16 protein-coding genes and 1 pseudogene are annotated in these 16,341 nt (G+C 54.9%); 3 read left to right on the forward strand and 14 right to left on the reverse strand.

The features are described 5' to 3' along the window. Positions 1-104: 104 nt before the first annotated feature. Genes MWU60_RS00745 through MWU60_RS00755 form a run of 3 tightly spaced genes read right to left on the reverse strand, consistent with a single transcriptional unit; the run spans position 105 to position 2,658 of the window. A complete protein-coding gene (locus tag MWU60_RS00745; protein WP_247225131.1) occupies positions 105-608 on the reverse strand; it encodes a flavin reductase family protein in 504 nt (167 codons plus the stop codon). Further along, entirely contained in the window at positions 608-1,504 is an 897-nt protein-coding gene (locus tag MWU60_RS00750) for an aldo/keto reductase (protein ID WP_247225132.1), read from the reverse strand. Before MWU60_RS00750 ends, MWU60_RS00745 begins: the two co-directional genes overlap by 1 nt. After that, positions 1,501-2,658: an LLM class flavin-dependent oxidoreductase gene (locus MWU60_RS00755; RefSeq protein WP_247225133.1), complete on the reverse strand. Its 1,158-nt coding sequence runs from the start codon at positions 2,656-2,658 to the stop codon at positions 1,501-1,503. Before MWU60_RS00755 ends, MWU60_RS00750 begins: the two co-directional genes overlap by 4 nt. Positions 2,659-2,762: 104 nt before the next feature. Here MWU60_RS00755 and MWU60_RS00760 point away from each other — a divergent pair, with 104 nt between their 5' ends. Both MWU60_RS00760 and MWU60_RS00765 read left to right on the forward strand, forming a co-directional pair. Then, positions 2,763-3,470, forward strand: a complete 708-nt coding sequence (locus MWU60_RS00760; RefSeq protein WP_247225134.1) for a GntR family transcriptional regulator — start codon at positions 2,763-2,765, stop codon at positions 3,468-3,470. 6 nt (positions 3,471-3,476) lie between these two features. Next, positions 3,477-4,565: a Gfo/Idh/MocA family oxidoreductase gene (locus MWU60_RS00765; RefSeq protein ID WP_247225135.1), complete on the forward strand. Its 1,089-nt coding sequence runs from the start codon at positions 3,477-3,479 to the stop codon at positions 4,563-4,565. Here MWU60_RS00765 and MWU60_RS00770 read toward each other — a convergent pair. The 5 genes and pseudogenes from MWU60_RS00770 to MWU60_RS00790 all read right to left on the reverse strand — a co-directional run bounded on the left by MWU60_RS00770 (position 4,562) and on the right by MWU60_RS00790 (position 10,460). Beyond that, positions 4,562-4,768 (reverse strand): hypothetical protein, encoded by a 207-nt coding sequence (locus MWU60_RS00770; RefSeq protein ID WP_247225136.1) that lies wholly within the window; start codon positions 4,766-4,768, stop codon positions 4,562-4,564. The two genes, MWU60_RS00765 and MWU60_RS00770, sit on opposite strands and share 4 nt — an antisense overlap. A gap of 246 nt (positions 4,769-5,014) precedes the next feature. Continuing rightward, a pseudogene (locus MWU60_RS00775) lies at positions 5,015-5,368 on the reverse strand (DUF1501 domain-containing protein); the annotation flags it as partial. 15 nt (positions 5,369-5,383) lie between these two features. After that, entirely contained in the window at positions 5,384-5,716 is a 333-nt protein-coding gene (locus MWU60_RS00780; protein WP_247225138.1) for a hypothetical protein, read from the reverse strand. A 500-nt stretch (positions 5,717-6,216) separates the two neighbouring features. After that, entirely contained in the window at positions 6,217-7,635 is a 1,419-nt protein-coding gene (locus MWU60_RS00785) for a chemotaxis protein CheW (protein WP_247225139.1), read from the reverse strand. After that, positions 7,635-10,460, reverse strand: coding sequence for a PAS domain-containing methyl-accepting chemotaxis protein (locus tag MWU60_RS00790; protein ID WP_247225140.1), 2,826 nt, complete (start codon positions 10,458-10,460; stop codon positions 7,635-7,637). The genes MWU60_RS00785 and MWU60_RS00790 overlap by 1 nt, the downstream gene beginning before the upstream one ends. Before the next feature lie 157 nt (positions 10,461-10,617). Here MWU60_RS00790 and MWU60_RS00795 point away from each other — a divergent pair, with 157 nt between their 5' ends. Next, positions 10,618-12,204 (forward strand): aromatic amino acid ammonia-lyase, encoded by a 1,587-nt coding sequence (locus tag MWU60_RS00795; protein ID WP_247225141.1) that lies wholly within the window; start codon positions 10,618-10,620, stop codon positions 12,202-12,204. An 11-nt stretch (positions 12,205-12,215) separates the two neighbouring features. Here the strand turns inward: MWU60_RS00795 and gvpA are convergent, their stop codons facing one another. The 6 genes from gvpA to MWU60_RS00825 all read right to left on the reverse strand — a co-directional run bounded on the left by gvpA (position 12,216) and on the right by MWU60_RS00825 (position 16,341). Next, a complete protein-coding gene (gvpA, locus tag MWU60_RS00800; protein WP_100366348.1) occupies positions 12,216-12,428 on the reverse strand; it encodes a gas vesicle structural protein GvpA in 213 nt (70 codons plus the stop codon). A 113-nt stretch (positions 12,429-12,541) separates the two neighbouring features. After that, on the reverse strand, positions 12,542-14,374 hold the full coding sequence (locus MWU60_RS00805; RefSeq protein ID WP_247225142.1) for a hypothetical protein: 1,833 nt from the start codon (positions 14,372-14,374) through the stop codon (positions 12,542-12,544). A 114-nt stretch (positions 14,375-14,488) separates the two neighbouring features. Further along, positions 14,489-14,818 (reverse strand): gas vesicle protein K, encoded by a 330-nt coding sequence (locus MWU60_RS00810; RefSeq protein ID WP_247225143.1) that lies wholly within the window; start codon positions 14,816-14,818, stop codon positions 14,489-14,491. After that, on the reverse strand, positions 14,815-15,423 hold the full coding sequence (locus tag MWU60_RS00815; RefSeq protein WP_247225144.1) for a hypothetical protein: 609 nt from the start codon (positions 15,421-15,423) through the stop codon (positions 14,815-14,817). The genes MWU60_RS00810 and MWU60_RS00815 overlap by 4 nt, the downstream gene beginning before the upstream one ends. Continuing rightward, positions 15,420-15,635 (reverse strand): gas vesicle protein, encoded by a 216-nt coding sequence (locus MWU60_RS00820; protein ID WP_247225145.1) that lies wholly within the window; start codon positions 15,633-15,635, stop codon positions 15,420-15,422. Before MWU60_RS00820 ends, MWU60_RS00815 begins: the two co-directional genes overlap by 4 nt. Further along, positions 15,616-16,341 (reverse strand): GvpL/GvpF family gas vesicle protein, encoded by a 726-nt coding sequence (locus tag MWU60_RS00825; RefSeq protein ID WP_247225146.1) that lies wholly within the window; start codon positions 16,339-16,341, stop codon positions 15,616-15,618. The genes MWU60_RS00820 and MWU60_RS00825 overlap by 20 nt, the downstream gene beginning before the upstream one ends.

The raw sequence follows: 16,341 nt of genomic DNA on the forward strand, positions 1-16,341 counted from the left end.
CGGCTCCTCCCCTGTTTATGTTGCGGGTTTTCCCCGCGTTATTTGGGGCGTTGCCCCCGCCGCTTTGCGGCTCTCCCAGAGTTTTTCTGGCAAGATGATAAGGTTTAAGTCGCGTGAAACTGTCCATACTTGCCAGCGTGAAACACAAGCGGGTCGCCGCCACGGTGGTGTGCTTTGGTCACAAGACCTACGACAATGACGTGGTCGCCTGCGTCATGGGTGGTCGCGAGGTTGCATTCGAATGTGGCGAGCGCGCCTTCGATAATGGGCATACCGCAGTGTGACAGATGCGTTGGCACGTCGCTGATTGCGGTTTTTGACTTGATGATCGCGGCACAGATATCACGTTGATCAGCACCCAGAACATGCACAGCAAAACGGCGCGAGCCCGCGAAATGCTCGAACCGTTTGGATGACTTCGCAGGTGACCACAGCACCAAAGGCGGGTCGAGTGATACGCTCGCAAAGCTATTGGCAACGATGGCGACCGGTCCTTCGGGACTGTCTGTTGTGACCACTGTGACACCTGTTACGAATGTGCCAAGCGCGCCGCGAAAGCTGTCGCTGTCGGTACTTGGGTCGAATGTCGCGATAGTGCCTGCGTCCATTATGGGACCTCCGTGCCGCGTGCGGCTGTATAAAGTTCGAACCACATTTCGCGGCTCATGTTGACTTTCAAAGCGTCTGATAGCGCTTTGATACGATTTACATTATTGGTGCCCATCACTGGCATGATGTTGGCAGGGTGCGCAAGCAGCCATGCGACGGCAACAGCACCGATATCAACGTCGTTTTTGCGTGCAACATTGGTCATCACCGTGCGCAGTTCTGCGTTGCCTTGTCCACTGACAAGGCTGCCGCCGCCCAAGGGTGACCATGCCATGATGGGGATGTTGCGTTCTTGCAGATAGGCGACGTCACCGTTGGTGAACCCCTGGTGTGCAGCCAACGAGACTTCGATCTGATTGGTGATCAGCGGCGTCTTCATTGCCGATTGCAAAAGCGTCCAGTCGTGCAGCTTGAAGTTGGACACGCCAACCGTGCGGACTTTGCCGGAGGCCACGACTTCGTCGAGTGCCGCACCCGTTTCATGGTGGTCCATCATCGGATCAGGGCGGTGGATCAGCAGCGTGTCGATCTTGTCGATGTTCATCAAACGCAGCGAATGGTCGACTGATGCGAGAATATGCGCACGGCTGGTGTCGTAGTATTTGACCCGCGCGTCGCTGTATCGTCCGGCAGGGGCCACGATATCGCATTTGGTGACGATCTCGATCTGGTCTTTGAGTGCGGGAGCGGCTTTGAGCGTATTCCCGAGGACTTCTTCTGCTTCATAGCCGCCGTAGATGTCGGCCTGATCCATGGTCGTGATGCCTTGCGCAAGACAGGCTTCGATCTTGGCTTGGACGTGTGCAACAGATGTGTCGCTGTCATCGCCCAGACGCCACATGCCATAGATGATGCGGCTGAAAGAAAGGTCGGCTGAGATATCAATGCGGTTCAACGGCGTGGTCCTGTGCCCAATGGGGTCGCTGGAGTTTCGGATGGCACACGCCCGTATTCATGAGGCAATGAGCAGGTTTTGAGGTGTGGCATCACGCGGCTGCCGAAATGTTCGGCCTCGTCGATATGCGGATACCCCGAGAAGATGAAAGCACGGATGCCCATCTTTTGATAGGCTTCAATTTTGGACATGATCTGGTCGGTTGAACCCACAAGTGCAGCCCCGCAGCCAGAGCGCGCCCGGCCAACGCCTGTCCAAAGACCGGGCTCGACATAGCCGAATTTATCAGCCAGTTCGCGCGCTTTGGCTTGGTGTGCGACGCCCAATGAGATGCTGTCATGGGCGCGGTCGCGGATCAGTTTGCCGTATTCATCGTCCAGTTTGGACGCGATGTAATCGGCGTATTCTTTGGCTTCTGCTTCGGTATCGCGCACGATCATGTGCACCCGCAGGCCATAGTCGAGTGTGCGGTTGTGGGCTGCGGCGCGGTCGTTCACGTCTTTCATGCGCTGTGCCAATTGTTCCATCGGTTCCGGCCACATCAGGTAGACATCGCATTGCGCGCCGCAAAGTTCCAATGCGGCGGGCGAGTAGCCACCGAAATACAGCAGCGGGCCGCCGTTTGTTTGGTAGGGGCGGGCTGGGTCCGTGGACAGTTTCGAGATTTGGTAGATGTCACCGTGGTAGCTGACTTCGTCCTGCGTCCAGCATTTGCGCAGGATTTCGACGACCTCGTGGGATCGCTTATAGCGGAAAGCGCTTTCCGCGACTTCACCGGGGAAGTCAGAGCTGATGACGTTCAGGGTCAGCCGACCTTTGAGCATGTGATCGAGCGTCGCGATGGTGCGGGCAAGCATGATCGGTTGCACTTCGCCACAGCGGATGGCGGCGAGGAAATTGATCTTTTCGGTTAGCGGCGCCATGCCTGCGACGAAAGACAATGTGTCTTGGCCAACCTGGTAGGAAGACGGCGCGAGGATGTTGCGGAAGCCTTGCTTCTCTGCGGTCAAAGCGATGTCGCGGCAGTGTTCCCACGACGACCGCAGATCGCCATCGGGCACGCCGAGGAATTGATAATCATCCGAGCAAAGCGCTGAGAACCAGGAAACTTCTGCTGCATCAAGATCGGCGCTGGTGACAGGCACGATGGTCATTGATTCTCCTCCCCAGAAGTCATGTCTTTCCACTTGCCTAGCACGCAAGTATCTGTGCAACAATAGTGTATCAATTTATCGCACAGGCTCAGGGAGGGGTCGCTGTGGCAAAAACCTCTGCCTTACCGAAGTTCATTCAGCTGAGTGAAATGTTGATCCGCGAGATTGCCGCCGGGCATCTGGCTGATGGCGCGCGACTGCCGCCAGAGCGGGATATGGCGGATGATCTGGGAGTGGCCGTTGGTACGCTGCGTAAGGCGTTGGCAGATGTAGAAGCCAAGGGTTTGCTGGACCGGGTGCAGGGGTCTGGCAACTATGTGCGGCACCGTCCAGCGGTTGATTCTGTCTATGCATTCTTTCGGCTGGAACTGCTGAAAGGGGGCGGTTTGCCGACGGCGCAGGTGGTGTCCGTGGATCGCTTGACCAAGCCTGCCGGCTTTGCGCGCTTGGGTGGTGATCCGCAGGGCCACCGGATTATTCGCCTGCGGTCGCTGGATGGTGTGCTGATCGCATTGGAAGAGATCTGGCTGGACGCTGCGGTGCGCGAGAATGTTGCTGTCTCAGACTTATCTGACTCGCTTTATCATTTTTACCGGCATGAATTGGGCCTAGTCATTGCCTCGGTTGAGGATCGGGTCGGGGTTGACGCGATGCCAAGCTGGACACCCGATGCATTTCACCTCAAGGCGGGGCAAAACGCAGGGTATATTGAGCGGGTCAGTTGGACCGCCGCGAAAGAACCAGCAGAATTTTCGCGCACTTGGTATGATGCCAAACGCGCCAACTACATCTCTCGTATGGGCAAGGGTTAGAACGACGTGGATACGGTAAACTACGGCCTGATTGGCTGCGGCATGATGGGTCGCGAACATATCTTGAACATCAATTTGCTGCCGCAGGGGCGGGTGTCAGTGGTGTACGATCCGGTTGCGGAATTGGCAGAATCCGCGGCAACCCTGGCTGAGGATGCGCATGTTGCGGGCTCGCTGGAAGAGCTGCTGGCGTTTGAGGCCCTGGACGCCGTGGTGATCGTCAGCCCCAACTATCTGCATGTGCAGCAGTTGCAGCAGATCGCTACGACGCGCCCCATGCCGATCTTATGCGAAAAGCCGCTTTATACGGATCCGGCGGACGCCGCGGTGCTTGATAAGCTGTTTGAAGGATATGCGCACCCGGTGTGGGTGGCGATGGAGTATCGTTATATGCCGCCGGTGGCCGCTTTGATCGCGCAGGCCGAACAGGCGACCGGCGGGATCAAGATGTTGACGATCCGCGAACACCGCTTTCCGTTTTTGCCCAAGATTGGCGACTGGAATCGTTTTAACGCCAAGACAGGTGGTACGTTGGTGGAAAAATGCTGTCACTTCTTTGATCTGATGCGGTTGATTTTGGACGATGAACCAATACGGGTCATGGCCAGTGCAGGGCAATCGCTAAACCACATTGATGAGCGTTATGACGGGGAAGCGCCTGACATTTGGGACAATGGCTATGTGATTTTGGATTTTGCGAAGGGAAGCCGCGCGATGCTTGAGCTTTGTATGTTCGCCGAAGGATCAAAGTACCAAGAAGAAATCAGCGCGGTTGGCCCCAAAGGCAAGATTGAAGCACTTGTGCCGGGGCCTGGGCGGTTTTGGCCCAAGCTGTTAGGTACGCCACCGGTGCCGCAGATGATCATCAGCCCGCGTGCGCCCAAAGGCCCGTATGTGTCAGAGATTCCGGTCGATCCCGCGTTGCTAGAGGCAGGTGACCATAACGGATCGACCTTCTATCAGCATCAGCGCTTTAACGCCGTCGTGCGAGGCGAAGGCGAGGTTGAGGTGACCTTGGCCGATGGGGCCAAGGCGATTGCTATTGGATTGGCCGCACAAGAAAGTGCGCGCACAGGGCAAGCGGTGACGCTTTAGCCTTCGGCGCGATCAGCCTGCGCAAATCCAAAGCAGTTTGTGCCTTCGCATGTGACCATTTCAATCGGAACGTGCAGGTCGCCGTTTTCAGTTTTGATGATATATGCGTTTTCTTCGAACCCTGCGAATTCGCCGGATACGGTCAAGTCATGCTTCTCAAACGTCAGCGTGATTTCTCCTGCGCTGGCGTTTGAGGGGACCATGAGGACCAGTGTGCCCAAGACCAAAGAACCAATTTTACTATTTACTGTTTTTACCATTACGACCACTCGTTACAATTTTAGTTTACGCGTGTTAATTACGACTGGGTTGACTTTGGGTCAATAAAATTCCCCGAAAATGGTTTACAAGCTGACCAAAAAGGTAGCGTCACGGTGCAATGCGCACATTTTGGATGCATTGTTGCCCTGATTGCGCCACGTTTTGCCATATTTCCCGGTCTGGATCCGCTAAGTTACCAGAATCTCAATCCCGTCGGCACCTATATCGAATTCCGCGGAATCGATTTGCCACAAGTTCTTGAGCAACGATGCAGATACAGTGCGATGGTCGGGGGTGTGCACAAGATCCTCCTCAACAAGTGCTGTCAGAGATGGCCGCTCGCCGCTTAACCCGTATTTGACACTGCCACCTGCGATGAAAAGTGCGGCTGCGGTGCCGTGGTCTGTGCCTGCCGGTGCATTCTCTCGGGCGGTCCGCCCAAATTCAGAAAGTGTCACGATGCTGACCCTATCCCACAGCCCGATGTCGGGCAGTGCTGAACTGAAACTGGCAATCGACTGGGTCAGATCATTCAGCAAATCGCGATGCTGATCTGGCTAGTTGTCATGCGTGTCATAACCATCCTGCACAACCTTGACGACAGAGAGATCAACGCGCGCATCCAACAAACGGGTGGCCGCGCGCAGCTGCGTGCCCAATGCGCTGTCCGGGAAATCAAAGTGACGTGCGGCACTGTTTTGCAATCGTTTGAGAATTGCGCCTGCTGTTATCTGTGCACTGTCATAGGTTTCCAGCACATGAGAGTGAGGGGTGTTCGCAGCCTTGGGCCGGACAGGGTGCATGGTGCCTGGCAGGTTATCGAAAGTTTCAAAGAACACCTCCTCGTCGCGCATCGCTGAAAATCGCCCTGCGCCATCCTGCGGCCGCATCGCCCTACCCAGCACAAGCCCGTCAGCATCGGCAGCCCTTTGCGGATGCTGCGCGGGCCCTGCCGAAACTCACCCTTGGCGCACCTGGCTTTCGGCGCTGCGTCCGACGTTCCAAATCTCGGTTGCGCGGAAGTGGGACCGATTTGGATTGGGATATCCGGTGGCGAAAGGATCGTGCATAATAGTGTCAGTTTTTCGGTTAAGGGCGTTGCCGTTTCGACCATTTCCTTCAACCACCAACCCGGTCACCAAGGCTGCCGCGTGTTCAGCATCAGAACGGGGCAATGCCCATTCCGCGCAACACGCGCAGAACGGTGATGCCATGCATATTCTGCAACATGCGGTCAGGGATCATGCAGCTGTCATGCCAGATGCACGTTTCAGTAGCCCGTCTTTGGGATTTGCAGACCAGTCAACGTTCCGGGTGTATTCGCTCAGCGACGGGCCAATGAGATTGAGATCATATGCAGGCGGGCTTTGGCATGCGGATGATTGGCGTGTTAAGCCATTTCCTGGGCGGTCATGTCGATGGCATCCATAAGGTTCATTTTCGGTAGTATTGTCGCTGAAGCCCCGTCGCCCAGTTGCACCAAAGTCGTCGCCTTTCTTGCATCACCTTTGGGCGGCAGTTCGTACCATTGGGACATTTCGATGCCAACAACCCGATCAACCATAAAGCCTATCTGGTAGCCGGCAGCCCCTGTCAGAAGAATTTTTGCGTTGTTTGGGTCTGCCGGACTGCGCCCCATGCAGGCGCTCAGATCAAAAAGTGCGATACTTTCTTCAAAACGCACAAAGTAGCCGCAAAACCCCGGCTTCTTGCGAAACGTATCGGTCAAGTGGTCAGGTGGTTCGACCACGCAATTGACTTGCGCCAGCGGGATGGCGATCCGCTCTGAGGCATCAACGACAAGATAGCGTTCCTTGGTGTGGACGACGTTTTGTTGATCGGACACCTGCGGCTTTGCCTTGACCTCGGGCTCTGGTTCGCGTTCAGACAGGCTCGCGATTTCTTGTAGGTCCGTTGCCACGTGAAGCTGCGCTACACTGATTGCATAGAGTTGTTTGTCATCGTCAAGAATGATGATTTTTTCGATGAAATTGCGTGCGGCTTGCCAAAGCGGAACGGGTGTCTCGCGGCCTTTTGAAAACGTACCGATCTCATGGATGGCATCCACTGCGAAGCCAAGAACCAGATCGCCAGGGAACCGCAGTGCGACAACCTCTGTCGTAATTGACGGGGTTTGGCTTCCCAAGCCAAGCGTGCGCACAGGACAAACAACGGGAATGCGGCGGCCGTGATATTTGATCTCACCTAGGCATGCGCCCATTGTGATTGCCGTTCGTTCAATTTGTTGTCGGGGGATCGCGGCGTAAACCTCGACCGCGGGCACAGAGTAGAGCGCGTTGCCGGCCTCGAATGTCAGCATTGGCGGCCGAGTGCGTAATAGTTCCTTTTGTGTGATGTTGGGGCGTTGGGCAGTGTAGACATCGGGCAGTGCAAAGACATGAGGGACATTCAGGACCGAGACGAATTGGTCCTGGTGCGCGAACATTTTGCCAAATAATGTGGTTGTTTCGTCGGTGCCTGCGCTGATCGCGTGAATATCCTCTTCGGCGACAGTCGTGATGTCCGCAATCATATCGACAAAACAAGCGAGGAGCTTTTTTTCATATTCCAGAATAACACCGAAGTTTGGTGTTTGGTTGGTATTCTTAAGTTCACCCATCCGGCCCAGATTCAGAACTGGAACGAGCCTGCCGCGTAGCGCGATCCCGCCGCGCAGATAGTCGCTGGCTTGCGGCAAAACCTCCTCTTTGTCGACGTGAAAAACTTCGGACAAATGCTCAATCGGAATACCAAGCGCCGTTTGCCCGATTTGAACAACACCAAACTGTTTGCTGCCCTTTTCAGTCATCACAGCGCTTTAGTTGCGACTTTGACTTGTAGGCTTTCGGCGATTTTCATCACCTCATCCATATTATTCGACTGTGTCTGGGTCTGTTCAATAATGGTTTGCAGGGCCTTTGTGGTTTGATCCAAAGTATTGGTTTGCGCGCCAAAGTCATCAAGAACCGCTTGTGTGCTATGCGCGCCAGCCGAGATATGTCCTGTCGCTTGTTCGACATGGCGACTGATCCCGCGCGCGGCTTCGCCATTGCGTTCGGCAAGTTTGCGGACTTCGTCGGCCACAATTGAAAAACCGATGCCGTGTTCACCTGCGCGGGCAGCCTCAATCGCCGCGTTGAACGCAAGCAGGTTGGTCTGGACGGCGATTTCGCCCACAACTTCAACGATTTCAGCCAGCTCGGACACCTCTGCTGAAACTTGGTTGAGTTTACCGAGCGTTGTTTCCACTTTGGATTTGTTCTGCAATGTCAGATCATGGGCCGATTGTGTTGCGGTCGATAGGTCTTCGGCGTTGCGCCTGATCTGTGCATTCGATGTGGCGCCACCATTCATGACTGTCGCGATCTGCTTGCCGCTTTCGGTCGCAGATTGCTCAAGTGCGATTTGCGGTGAAATCTCTACCCCAGATTTGATAATCTTTGTCACTTCACCGTCAATGTTGCGCACAGGATGATAGTTTGCCGACAGATACACATCACGGTTAAAGCGGGCGATCCGGCGCACCCGTCCGGTGTAGCCCTCACCTTTGCCAAGGTTGAACCAAAGCGATCTATACTCTTCGGTCTGCACATAGTCGGGTGAGCAGAACATCGAGTGGTGCTGCCCGACGATTTCACGCAAGGAATACCCGAAGGTCTTAAGGAAAATATCGTTTGCACGCAGGATGTTTCCGGCCGTATCAAATTCAATAACCGATTGCAGGGTATTAAGCGCATCCAGTCGGTAGCGCGTTTCGAGGCGGTTGAGTTTTTCCGATGTGATGTCGCTGCCATAGAAGATAACGCTGGACACGGCCTTTCTAGGGTCAAGAATTGGGCTGTACGCGCCCAAGAGCCATAGGTCCTGGTCACTTTGGTCACGATGCCGAAATTCGCCTTTTTCGCTGTTCCCGCCCATAACCTGCTCCCACATCTTGCGATGGGAATCTCTTTCTTGGGCGTCGTTGGCATATAGCGTGCTCAGCTTTTGACCTTTGACTTCCTGTTGTGAGATGCCGAACGCAGAGGTGAATTTTTCATTGACGTCGAGAACTGTCCCGTCCGGGGCATATTCGACCATCATTTGGGTCAGATTGATGGCCCGCATCCGTTCATCAAGTTTCATTTCACGGATTCTGCTTTGGGTGACGTCAACAAAGAACAACACCATTTTCCAGAAGTTGCCGCTTGGCGTGAATAGCGGCACATAGCTCGCCTTAATGTAGACGGTATCCCCTTCCGTTGTTTGCATCTCATCTGTTTTTTCGATCGTCGTGCCTTCATGCATGCGATCCCAGAAGTTGCGATAAAGGGCGTCGGCGGTCATGCGGCCGGAGAAAAGCCCTTTCAAATTGCCTTTCGAAAGTTCCTCAGGTTCAATTTTAAAGAGCTTGCGGAAGGTCTTATTGGCCCGCAGCAATGCGCCAGCCCCATCGAATTCTGCACGCCCCACCATGTCCTCGGAGGCGGTCAGCATCGCGCGACAATCTATGTAATCTTCGTATTCGTCGGTGATGTTTTCGGCGACTTTGATCACTTTTTGCAGTTCCCCTGCAGCATCCAGGACCGGGATCAGCGTTGACGACAGCCAGACCAAGCTGTGATCGCGTGCACGGTGTCTGATCCGAAGGTGCTGTATGCGGCCCTCTGCCAGGTCTTCCCAGGTCTTTTTATACAAGGTGCCACGCGCGAACCCTTTGTCGCAGAAATCGTTGTCGTGCTTTCCAACGGCATCATCGGGGTCATGGCCCAACGCATCTGCCATCAGCTTGTTCATCGCCGATACATGCTGATCTTTGTCAAATTCACACATCGGCAAGCTACGCCATAGTCCGTCGCTTTGCTCAATGGCCTTTTCAGCGGCATAGGTGCTTTCCGAGACGTCCATCAAGCACTGCAGCACGCGGCTTGCCTGACCGCTACTGTCCTCAATCGGGGTATAGATGCTGTGAAACCATACCTCTGTGCCGACCGCGGTGATATGTTTGTAGCGCCCTTCCACACTGCGCCCTTGCCGCAGCTTTTCCCAGAAATCAAAGTATTCTTCGGATTGGCAGACCGACTTGGGCCAGATTTTGTCGTGGTTCTGCCCGACAAGTTCTTCGCCATAGTCCTCCATCGCTGTCATGGCCCGATCGTTGAGCGATAGGATGTTGCCATCAAGGTCAAACTGAATTGTGCCTATAGCGGCATTCATACTATTTAACAGTGGGTTGTCGTCGCCGCTTTGTGTGCTTGCCGCTGACGGCGCTACCTCTGTCAGCTGAACCAAAACATGGGTTGCGGTGTCACCAACGCCGCAAGCGACGGCGCGTAGGTCCCCAGCCACCGAAAGCCCCAGCGCGCCTTCAATCGAGCCGGACCATGTGCAATCCGCACCGTCGTTTAGCGCGGTCCAGTGCAGATCCGCTGATTCCGCCCCGACCATTTCGGCAAATGTGGGCTGAATTGGATTGGTCAAGTCGAGCCCAAGCTGCATTTGCGCATTGTCATTCGTTGCAACCAACGTACCGGTTTCCAAATCAAACAAGAGCAGGGTTTTGTCTGCGAGCATTTTCGCCGCAATAGGCCCAATGATCTGCGGCAATAATGCTGCGGTGTCGTCGACTTCAATGCTGAGTGGTTCTTCGGTCATTGCCAATCCTTCGGTTCAGGACCGTGTCATAAACGCTGATCTTTAAGGATTTCTTTCGATCAACACGGGCAAACGCATTTTTCGCATCAAACCGGACGCCTTAGGCTTGCGTTAACCAAGCCGCCCTTAGTGTCACCTGGAAAATAAGGGGGGCCAGATGAGCCTGATGAAAACCGTCTTGAAGGCTGAAATCGTTCTGGATCGCCAATTGTCGATACCGGATGCTGTTGCTGTGGTTTGGGGCCGCGCGACCCTTAGCTTACATGCGCGCGCGCGCGATCGCTGCCGTGCCGCGCATCGCAGGTTGACGCGTGTGATTGCCGAGGATCGCCATGTTTATGGATTAACGACGGGATTTGGCCCACTTGCCAACCGTCTGGTCGATAAGGAATCTGGCGTCCAGTTGCAGCAAAATCTAGTGTATCATCTGGCGACTGGTGTTGGGCCCAATTTTGACTGGGCCAGTGCACGTGCAATGGTTTTGGCGCGCCTGATGTCTATTGTGCAAGGGGCATCTGGGGCGTCTGAGCATGCAATTGGCGCACTGATGGGAATGTTGAATTCTGATCTGTCGCCTTGCGTGCCCAGTCAGGGCACAGTGGGGGCGTCGGGTGATCTGACGCCCTTGGCGCATATGGTGTTGTGTTTTCAAGGTCGTGGTGCGTTCACAGATCAGAACGATCGCATGTTTGAGGGGGCGACCGGGCTTGAACGCTTGGGCCTTTCGCCGATTGATCTAGCCTGTCGGGATGGGCTGGCCTTGGTCAACGGCACCTCTGCGATGACCGGTGTTGCGGTGCTAAATGCGGACTTTTCTGAGCGTGCAGTGGCGTGGTCAATCGCGCTGACGGCGGCGATGGCAGAAACCCAGCAGGCGCGGGTTGAGGCGTGGCATCCCGCTTTTGGAGAATTGCGACCGCACGCGCGGCAGGTCGATGCGGCGCGGGATCTTTGCTTGCGCGTTGAAGGTAGCGACCGAGTGGTGCGAAGCCATTTGGCTGATCGCCGCCTGACAAATGTGGGCCCCGTTATTGAAGAGCAGGCCGGGCAGGATGCCTACACCTTACGGTGCGCACCGCAAGTAATTGGTGCTGTTTGGGATACTTTGGACTGGCACAACACAGTCGTCCTGACAGAGTTATCGTCAGTGACCGACAACCCGATTTTCCCGCCGACTGATGCGGACGATTTGCGCGTTCTGCATGGCGGCAACTTTATGGGGCAACATGTGGGGCTTGCATCTGATGCGCTGGCGAATGCTATCTGTGTGCTTGCCGGGCTTGCTGAACGGCAAGTCGCCCGGCTGACTGATGAGACGCTGAACCGCGGGTTGCCAGCATTTCTACACCTTGGGGCGCCGGGATTGAATTCGGGGTTGATGGGCGCGCAGGTAACAGCCACTGCGCTTTTGGCGGAAATGCGCACGTCGGGCGCTGCGTCTGTCCAGTCGATATCCACCAACGGCGCCAATCAAGACGTGGTGTCAATGGGCACGATTGCGGCGCGAATGGTTCAATCCAAGCTGAAGAAACTTGCACAAATCCAGGCTATTATGGGCCTGGCTGTAGCGCAGGCCATTGATATTCAGGACGAAGCGCAACCTGATAGGATGTTTTCCGACAGCGCCCTGAGCATCCGTGATTTTATACGTCAGATCAGCCCGCCCCTAAAGCAGGACCGGCCGCTGGGACGGGACGTCGAAGCAATCGCCCAAGCGCTTGCAAACAACGCCCCGCCAGCGTGATGAAGCGTCTGTTAGGCGGTGGCGGGATCAACCGTCAGGCCAACTGCTTCGGCGTATTTGAGCCAAGTTTCGACCGATGATACGACAGCGCGTACCTCGATCGCGATCAACTCAATCCCGACAAGTGAAATGCGCACAAATGCGTCAATCACAATGCCTTTGTCGAGGATACGATCCACGACTTCCGCGATGGACGCGGACGCGATATTTTTCTCGATTGCCATGTTATTCTCCATCAATTGACAACGCTGCAGGCCTTACGTTTTGTAAGGCTCGTTTCGGTGTATCGTGCAGTCCATAATTTTGTGTTGATCAGTGCATTTAGATGATGAAAGTTTTAGTGTTCTGGATGTATCCGACAGTCTTCGGTTTTGCTGTCTGATCGTGCATTGTCCATAATCTGCTTGGCGATCAGCTCTGCAAAACTGTGGCGCAAAGCCTCTAATGAAATGCGATCATCAGCAAAGTTGATCGGTGTCTGCTCGTGCGTTTGTCGCGCGGGCGCCGTTTCCGTGGGTGTTTCGAGTACGTGAATGCCGTCAGGTACGGCTTCGATTTGACCGGCGACCGCTTCAAGTCGGTTGAGCATTGCACCCATGGCCGTGCCAAACTGCGCCAGGCTGGCGCGTTGCATGGTCAAGTCGAGCACTGGTCCGGGTTGCTCTAGATGCGTCGTTACAGCGTTCCGTAGTTGTATGATTTCGTGCCGTTGAGTCTGCAATAGATTGGCCAGCTCGTTTGACAGCGTGTCAGGCTTCGCAGAAGCCTGATTTGTGTCCAACCGTGCCAGAATTTCGTTGAGTGTTTTGTCTTCATCAAACTGCGCGGCAACAGTTTCCAGCCGGGCGATCGCCGTCCCAATCGCATTGGCAAAATGCGCAAGGCACCGACGTTGTTCCGTCAGATCAAGAACTGGATCAGGGCGTTGTTTCATGTCAGCGACAGCTGCAGCGATTTCTTCCGACTTTTTGGGCAGCGTCTGCAGGTCTGCGCCTAACGCAGAAATTTGATCGCCTAGTTGGTTCAACGGGCTGATCTGCGCGGTCAGCGCGTCGATCTGTTGTGACAACTGGTTGATTGCGGGATCGGTGCCATTCGGTTCAAGGACGCAAAGCCGTTCAGTCTCGGTTTCCAAGCGCGCGAGTACCGTACCCATGGCCGTTTGAAACCGCGCGAACCCCAATCGCTGTTCGGTCATGTCGATGGTGGGATCAGGACGTTGTCTAACTGCGGTTACTTCAGTCGCCAACGCATTGATTTGCATGCTAAGTTGGTTGAAAGGTGCTTCTTCAGGCGCAGCGTGCGACGCATGGTTCAAGGTTTCGGTCAGTGCCTGTATCGCGCCTTGAACATGTGATAGTTTGTCGTCGATGTCCTCCAAGACTGAAAGACGATCTGCGATCTTATCCACGTCAAAGGTCTGAGCCGCCGCATCCGCCAAACTGCTTTGCTGCGTCGTCACAACGCCCAGATCGGATGATACTGAGTCCAGGGCCCGCAACATCGCGTCTTGTCGGGTGGTGATGTCAACAATGGCTTCCGGTGGCAATTGCGAAGCTGTTTGGGTGATCATTCGCTCTTCAAAGCTCGCCAGTATCTGCGTCAGCCTGTCCGGCGCGTCATCCCTATTTGTCGCTTCAATGCGGGTGACGGTCTTGGCAATGTCCTCTGTCTGTTTGCGCACCGAGTTTAGGTCATGCGCCGATTCAAGCATATCTGGTAAAGCCGCGATTTGTTTTTGAATGGCGTCCAGTGCCGAGACATCAGTCAGTTTTGCAGCGATGGCGTCGTGGCCGGATTGCAGCTTGTGTTCGATTTGGTCGATGCGGTCGTTCATGGACCCGCTGATGTGTGCGTGTTGGTCTAGCGCGGCACTGATGCTGTCCAGCCTGCTGACCAGAGTGTCAAGAAGAGGCGTGCTAACTTCGGTTTGTGGCTCTTCACTGGGCGGGATTGGGTTTGCGATGTTTACAAGCGGCTCAGGCAGGTCGCCATGACAGCCCAACACGATAGATCCATCTTCGAACGCTGCAGCAAAGGAAATCTCGGGAAAGTCGCGCACCTTTGAAAGCGCGAAAATCGGATCGACGGCATCAGCATTTTCTACAATATGCGTCGCAACCCCCGCCTGATGCAGGTTCCTAATCTGTGTCTGAAAGGACATCCCCATATTGTTTGATCCTTCACACTGCAAATGGGGTAACCCGGCCCATGTGATCAGTCATGCACCTGTTTCGTGCTTCATTGTGTAACCAGAATTCATTTACACCGTGTTACCGGTCATTCAGATGGTTTTGCCCAAAGGTCCAAGATCAAGCGACAGATCGGCGGGCGTTAGGCCGAATTTTGCGGCGATATCATGAATTGCCGCCTCCGCTCGCATCAGCGTTGATCCAAGTTTTTCTTCTTGGATATCGGTCAGCGCGCCGTTGTCCATCTGGCGAATGGCCTGCAACTCCATAAGCTGGCGGAGAAACTCCATCAGTCCCAAGACAAGGCGCGCAAGGTCTTGTTCAACGGTTTCTGGGTCAATCGTCACGCGATTGTTGTCATCGGCTACATGGGCAAGAGCATCCTGGACCGCGGCACTGTTAATCTCAAACGGATATGTCATGTCACCGCCGCGTGGTCAGTGCGCAGTTTGGCAAATCCAAAGGGCGGCCAAGGTCCCGTGACAAATAGCGATGCATTTGGAGAGGTGTCAATCGCAGCGGCTTGGGTGATCAAGCGTTCTTGTGTCAGAGCTACATCCTGTTGCTTGATTAGAAGATCGCATTGGACGGCATCCGCCTGATGACGCAGTGATGATAGGGCCGTCTTAGGACCAGCCACCATTGAACGCAAAATCTGTTCGTCTTGCAGCATTTCATCGTGCTGCGCCTTACGCGAGTGTATCCATTGGCGTCCCGAAGTGGGCTTGCTAAGGGTCGTCTGCGCCTTTGTAAGCGATACCGTCAATTGGCCCATGCCGCTCAGGCGGCGCATTTGCTCTTGCAAATCGACGTCTTCGGCAAGCCGCTGTGCCTGAAGAAAGCTTAAGTCAGCAGTTGGGGCCACAGGCATCAGATCCCATTCTGCTTTGAAACACTGCACTTGCAACGCAAGCCGTTCGCGCCCTTTGTCGGCATCGGTCAGCAAGACAAAAAGCCCCGCATGATGGCCGCAAGATACGCCTTGGGGCCATGGACCGTGCTTTGTTGTCCAGCCGAGGACATTCATTGCGGTGCTCCAGAAGCGCGCATTTTGTGGGGTGCTGCCAAAAGCAGATCAATACCGAGAAAGACCAAATCGACATCAGCGACTGTGAGCCAAAGCTCGCCGCGGATGACAACCCCGTGGTGTAACAGGCCGTCAACCAGATCGACCAAACGACGATCGCTTGATCCTATCGCATCTTCTGCTGTTGCCATTTCAAGCTCCAGTGGCATCATGGACCTCTTGTGTTGTCGCAGCATCCGGGTTGAAAGAATAGGGCGGCCAAGGCCCAGCGACGACCAGATCAAGACCGTTTTCTTTGGCCGGGCCATCCAGCGTACGTGCCATGCGCTGCAAGTTGGTAACCCTTTCGATGTCTACCAGAATTGCACAATTGAGCAGCTTGTCTGGCTTGGCATTCCCAGCGGAAGTTACCTGCAATGCGTCGGTTTTGAGTCTTTCAAGGATGTCATGGGCCATTCTTCTCTGGCTGACGTGAAGCTGTTGCCGCGTGTCCCGCTGATGTCGTCGCGCCTGCAAGAAAGCTCTGCCGCCTTTTGGTTCAGAAGCGGTGATCGGCGGCGGCTCTGTCAACGTTAGTTGAACCGTGTACTCTTTCACCTGCGCCAGTGCGCGAAGCGACTGACAGTGTTTATCAATTTCTGCCATTACCTCGCGTTTGATGGCAGCGTCGCTGGAAAATACGGCACCAACCGCCATGGGTAGAACAGGTGTATTAGCACAATATGCCAGCAGGACCGCATGGTGGTGCATCGCCCATGCGGCGACCTCATCCGAGGTGAGGTTTTCGAATTTCTTCAAGCTTGGGAACGAGCTGATCAATGCAGTCACCGGGCCGCAAGTTAGTAAACGATGCGCAGGGCCGCCGGATTGCGCCTGCGCGAATTTTGGAAGGAGTCCGTGAAGTTGCATCAGTCCCAT

The organism is Yoonia sp. F2084L, from assembly GCF_023015625.1.
Taxonomy (GTDB): Bacteria; Pseudomonadota; Alphaproteobacteria; order Rhodobacterales; family Rhodobacteraceae; genus Yoonia.

Coding starts and splice junctions, on each gene's coding strand:
- MWU60_RS00805 (WP_247225142.1), bottom strand. CDS start 14,374: ATGGGGATGTCCTTTCAGACACAGATTAGGAACCTGCATCAGGCGGGG.
- MWU60_RS00820 (WP_247225145.1), bottom strand. CDS start 15,635: ATGATGCCACTGGAGCTTGAAATGGCAACAGCAGAAGATGCGATAGGA.
- MWU60_RS00755 (WP_247225133.1), bottom strand. CDS start 2,658: ATGACCATCGTGCCTGTCACCAGCGCCGATCTTGATGCAGCAGAAGTT.
- MWU60_RS00810 (WP_247225143.1), bottom strand. CDS start 14,818: ATGACATATCCGTTTGAGATTAACAGTGCCGCGGTCCAGGATGCTCTT.
- MWU60_RS00785 (WP_247225139.1), bottom strand. CDS start 7,635: ATGACTGAAAAGGGCAGCAAACAGTTTGGTGTTGTTCAAATCGGGCAA.
- MWU60_RS00795 (WP_247225141.1), top strand. CDS start 10,618: ATGAGCCTGATGAAAACCGTCTTGAAGGCTGAAATCGTTCTGGATCGC.
- MWU60_RS00780 (WP_247225138.1), bottom strand. CDS start 5,716: ATGCGGCCGCAGGATGGCGCAGGGCGATTTTCAGCGATGCGCGACGAG.
- MWU60_RS00770 (WP_247225136.1), bottom strand. CDS start 4,768: ATGGTCCCCTCAAACGCCAGCGCAGGAGAAATCACGCTGACGTTTGAG.
- MWU60_RS00745 (WP_247225131.1), bottom strand. CDS start 608: ATGGACGCAGGCACTATCGCGACATTCGACCCAAGTACCGACAGCGAC.
- MWU60_RS00815 (WP_247225144.1), bottom strand. CDS start 15,423: ATGAATGTCCTCGGCTGGACAACAAAGCACGGTCCATGGCCCCAAGGC.
- gvpA (WP_100366348.1), bottom strand. CDS start 12,428: ATGGCAATCGAGAAAAATATCGCGTCCGCGTCCATCGCGGAAGTCGTG.
- MWU60_RS00790 (WP_247225140.1), bottom strand. CDS start 10,460: ATGACCGAAGAACCACTCAGCATTGAAGTCGACGACACCGCAGCATTA.
- MWU60_RS00825 (WP_247225146.1), bottom strand. CDS start 16,341: ATGGGACTGATGCAACTTCACGGACTCCTTCCAAAATTCGCGCAGGCG.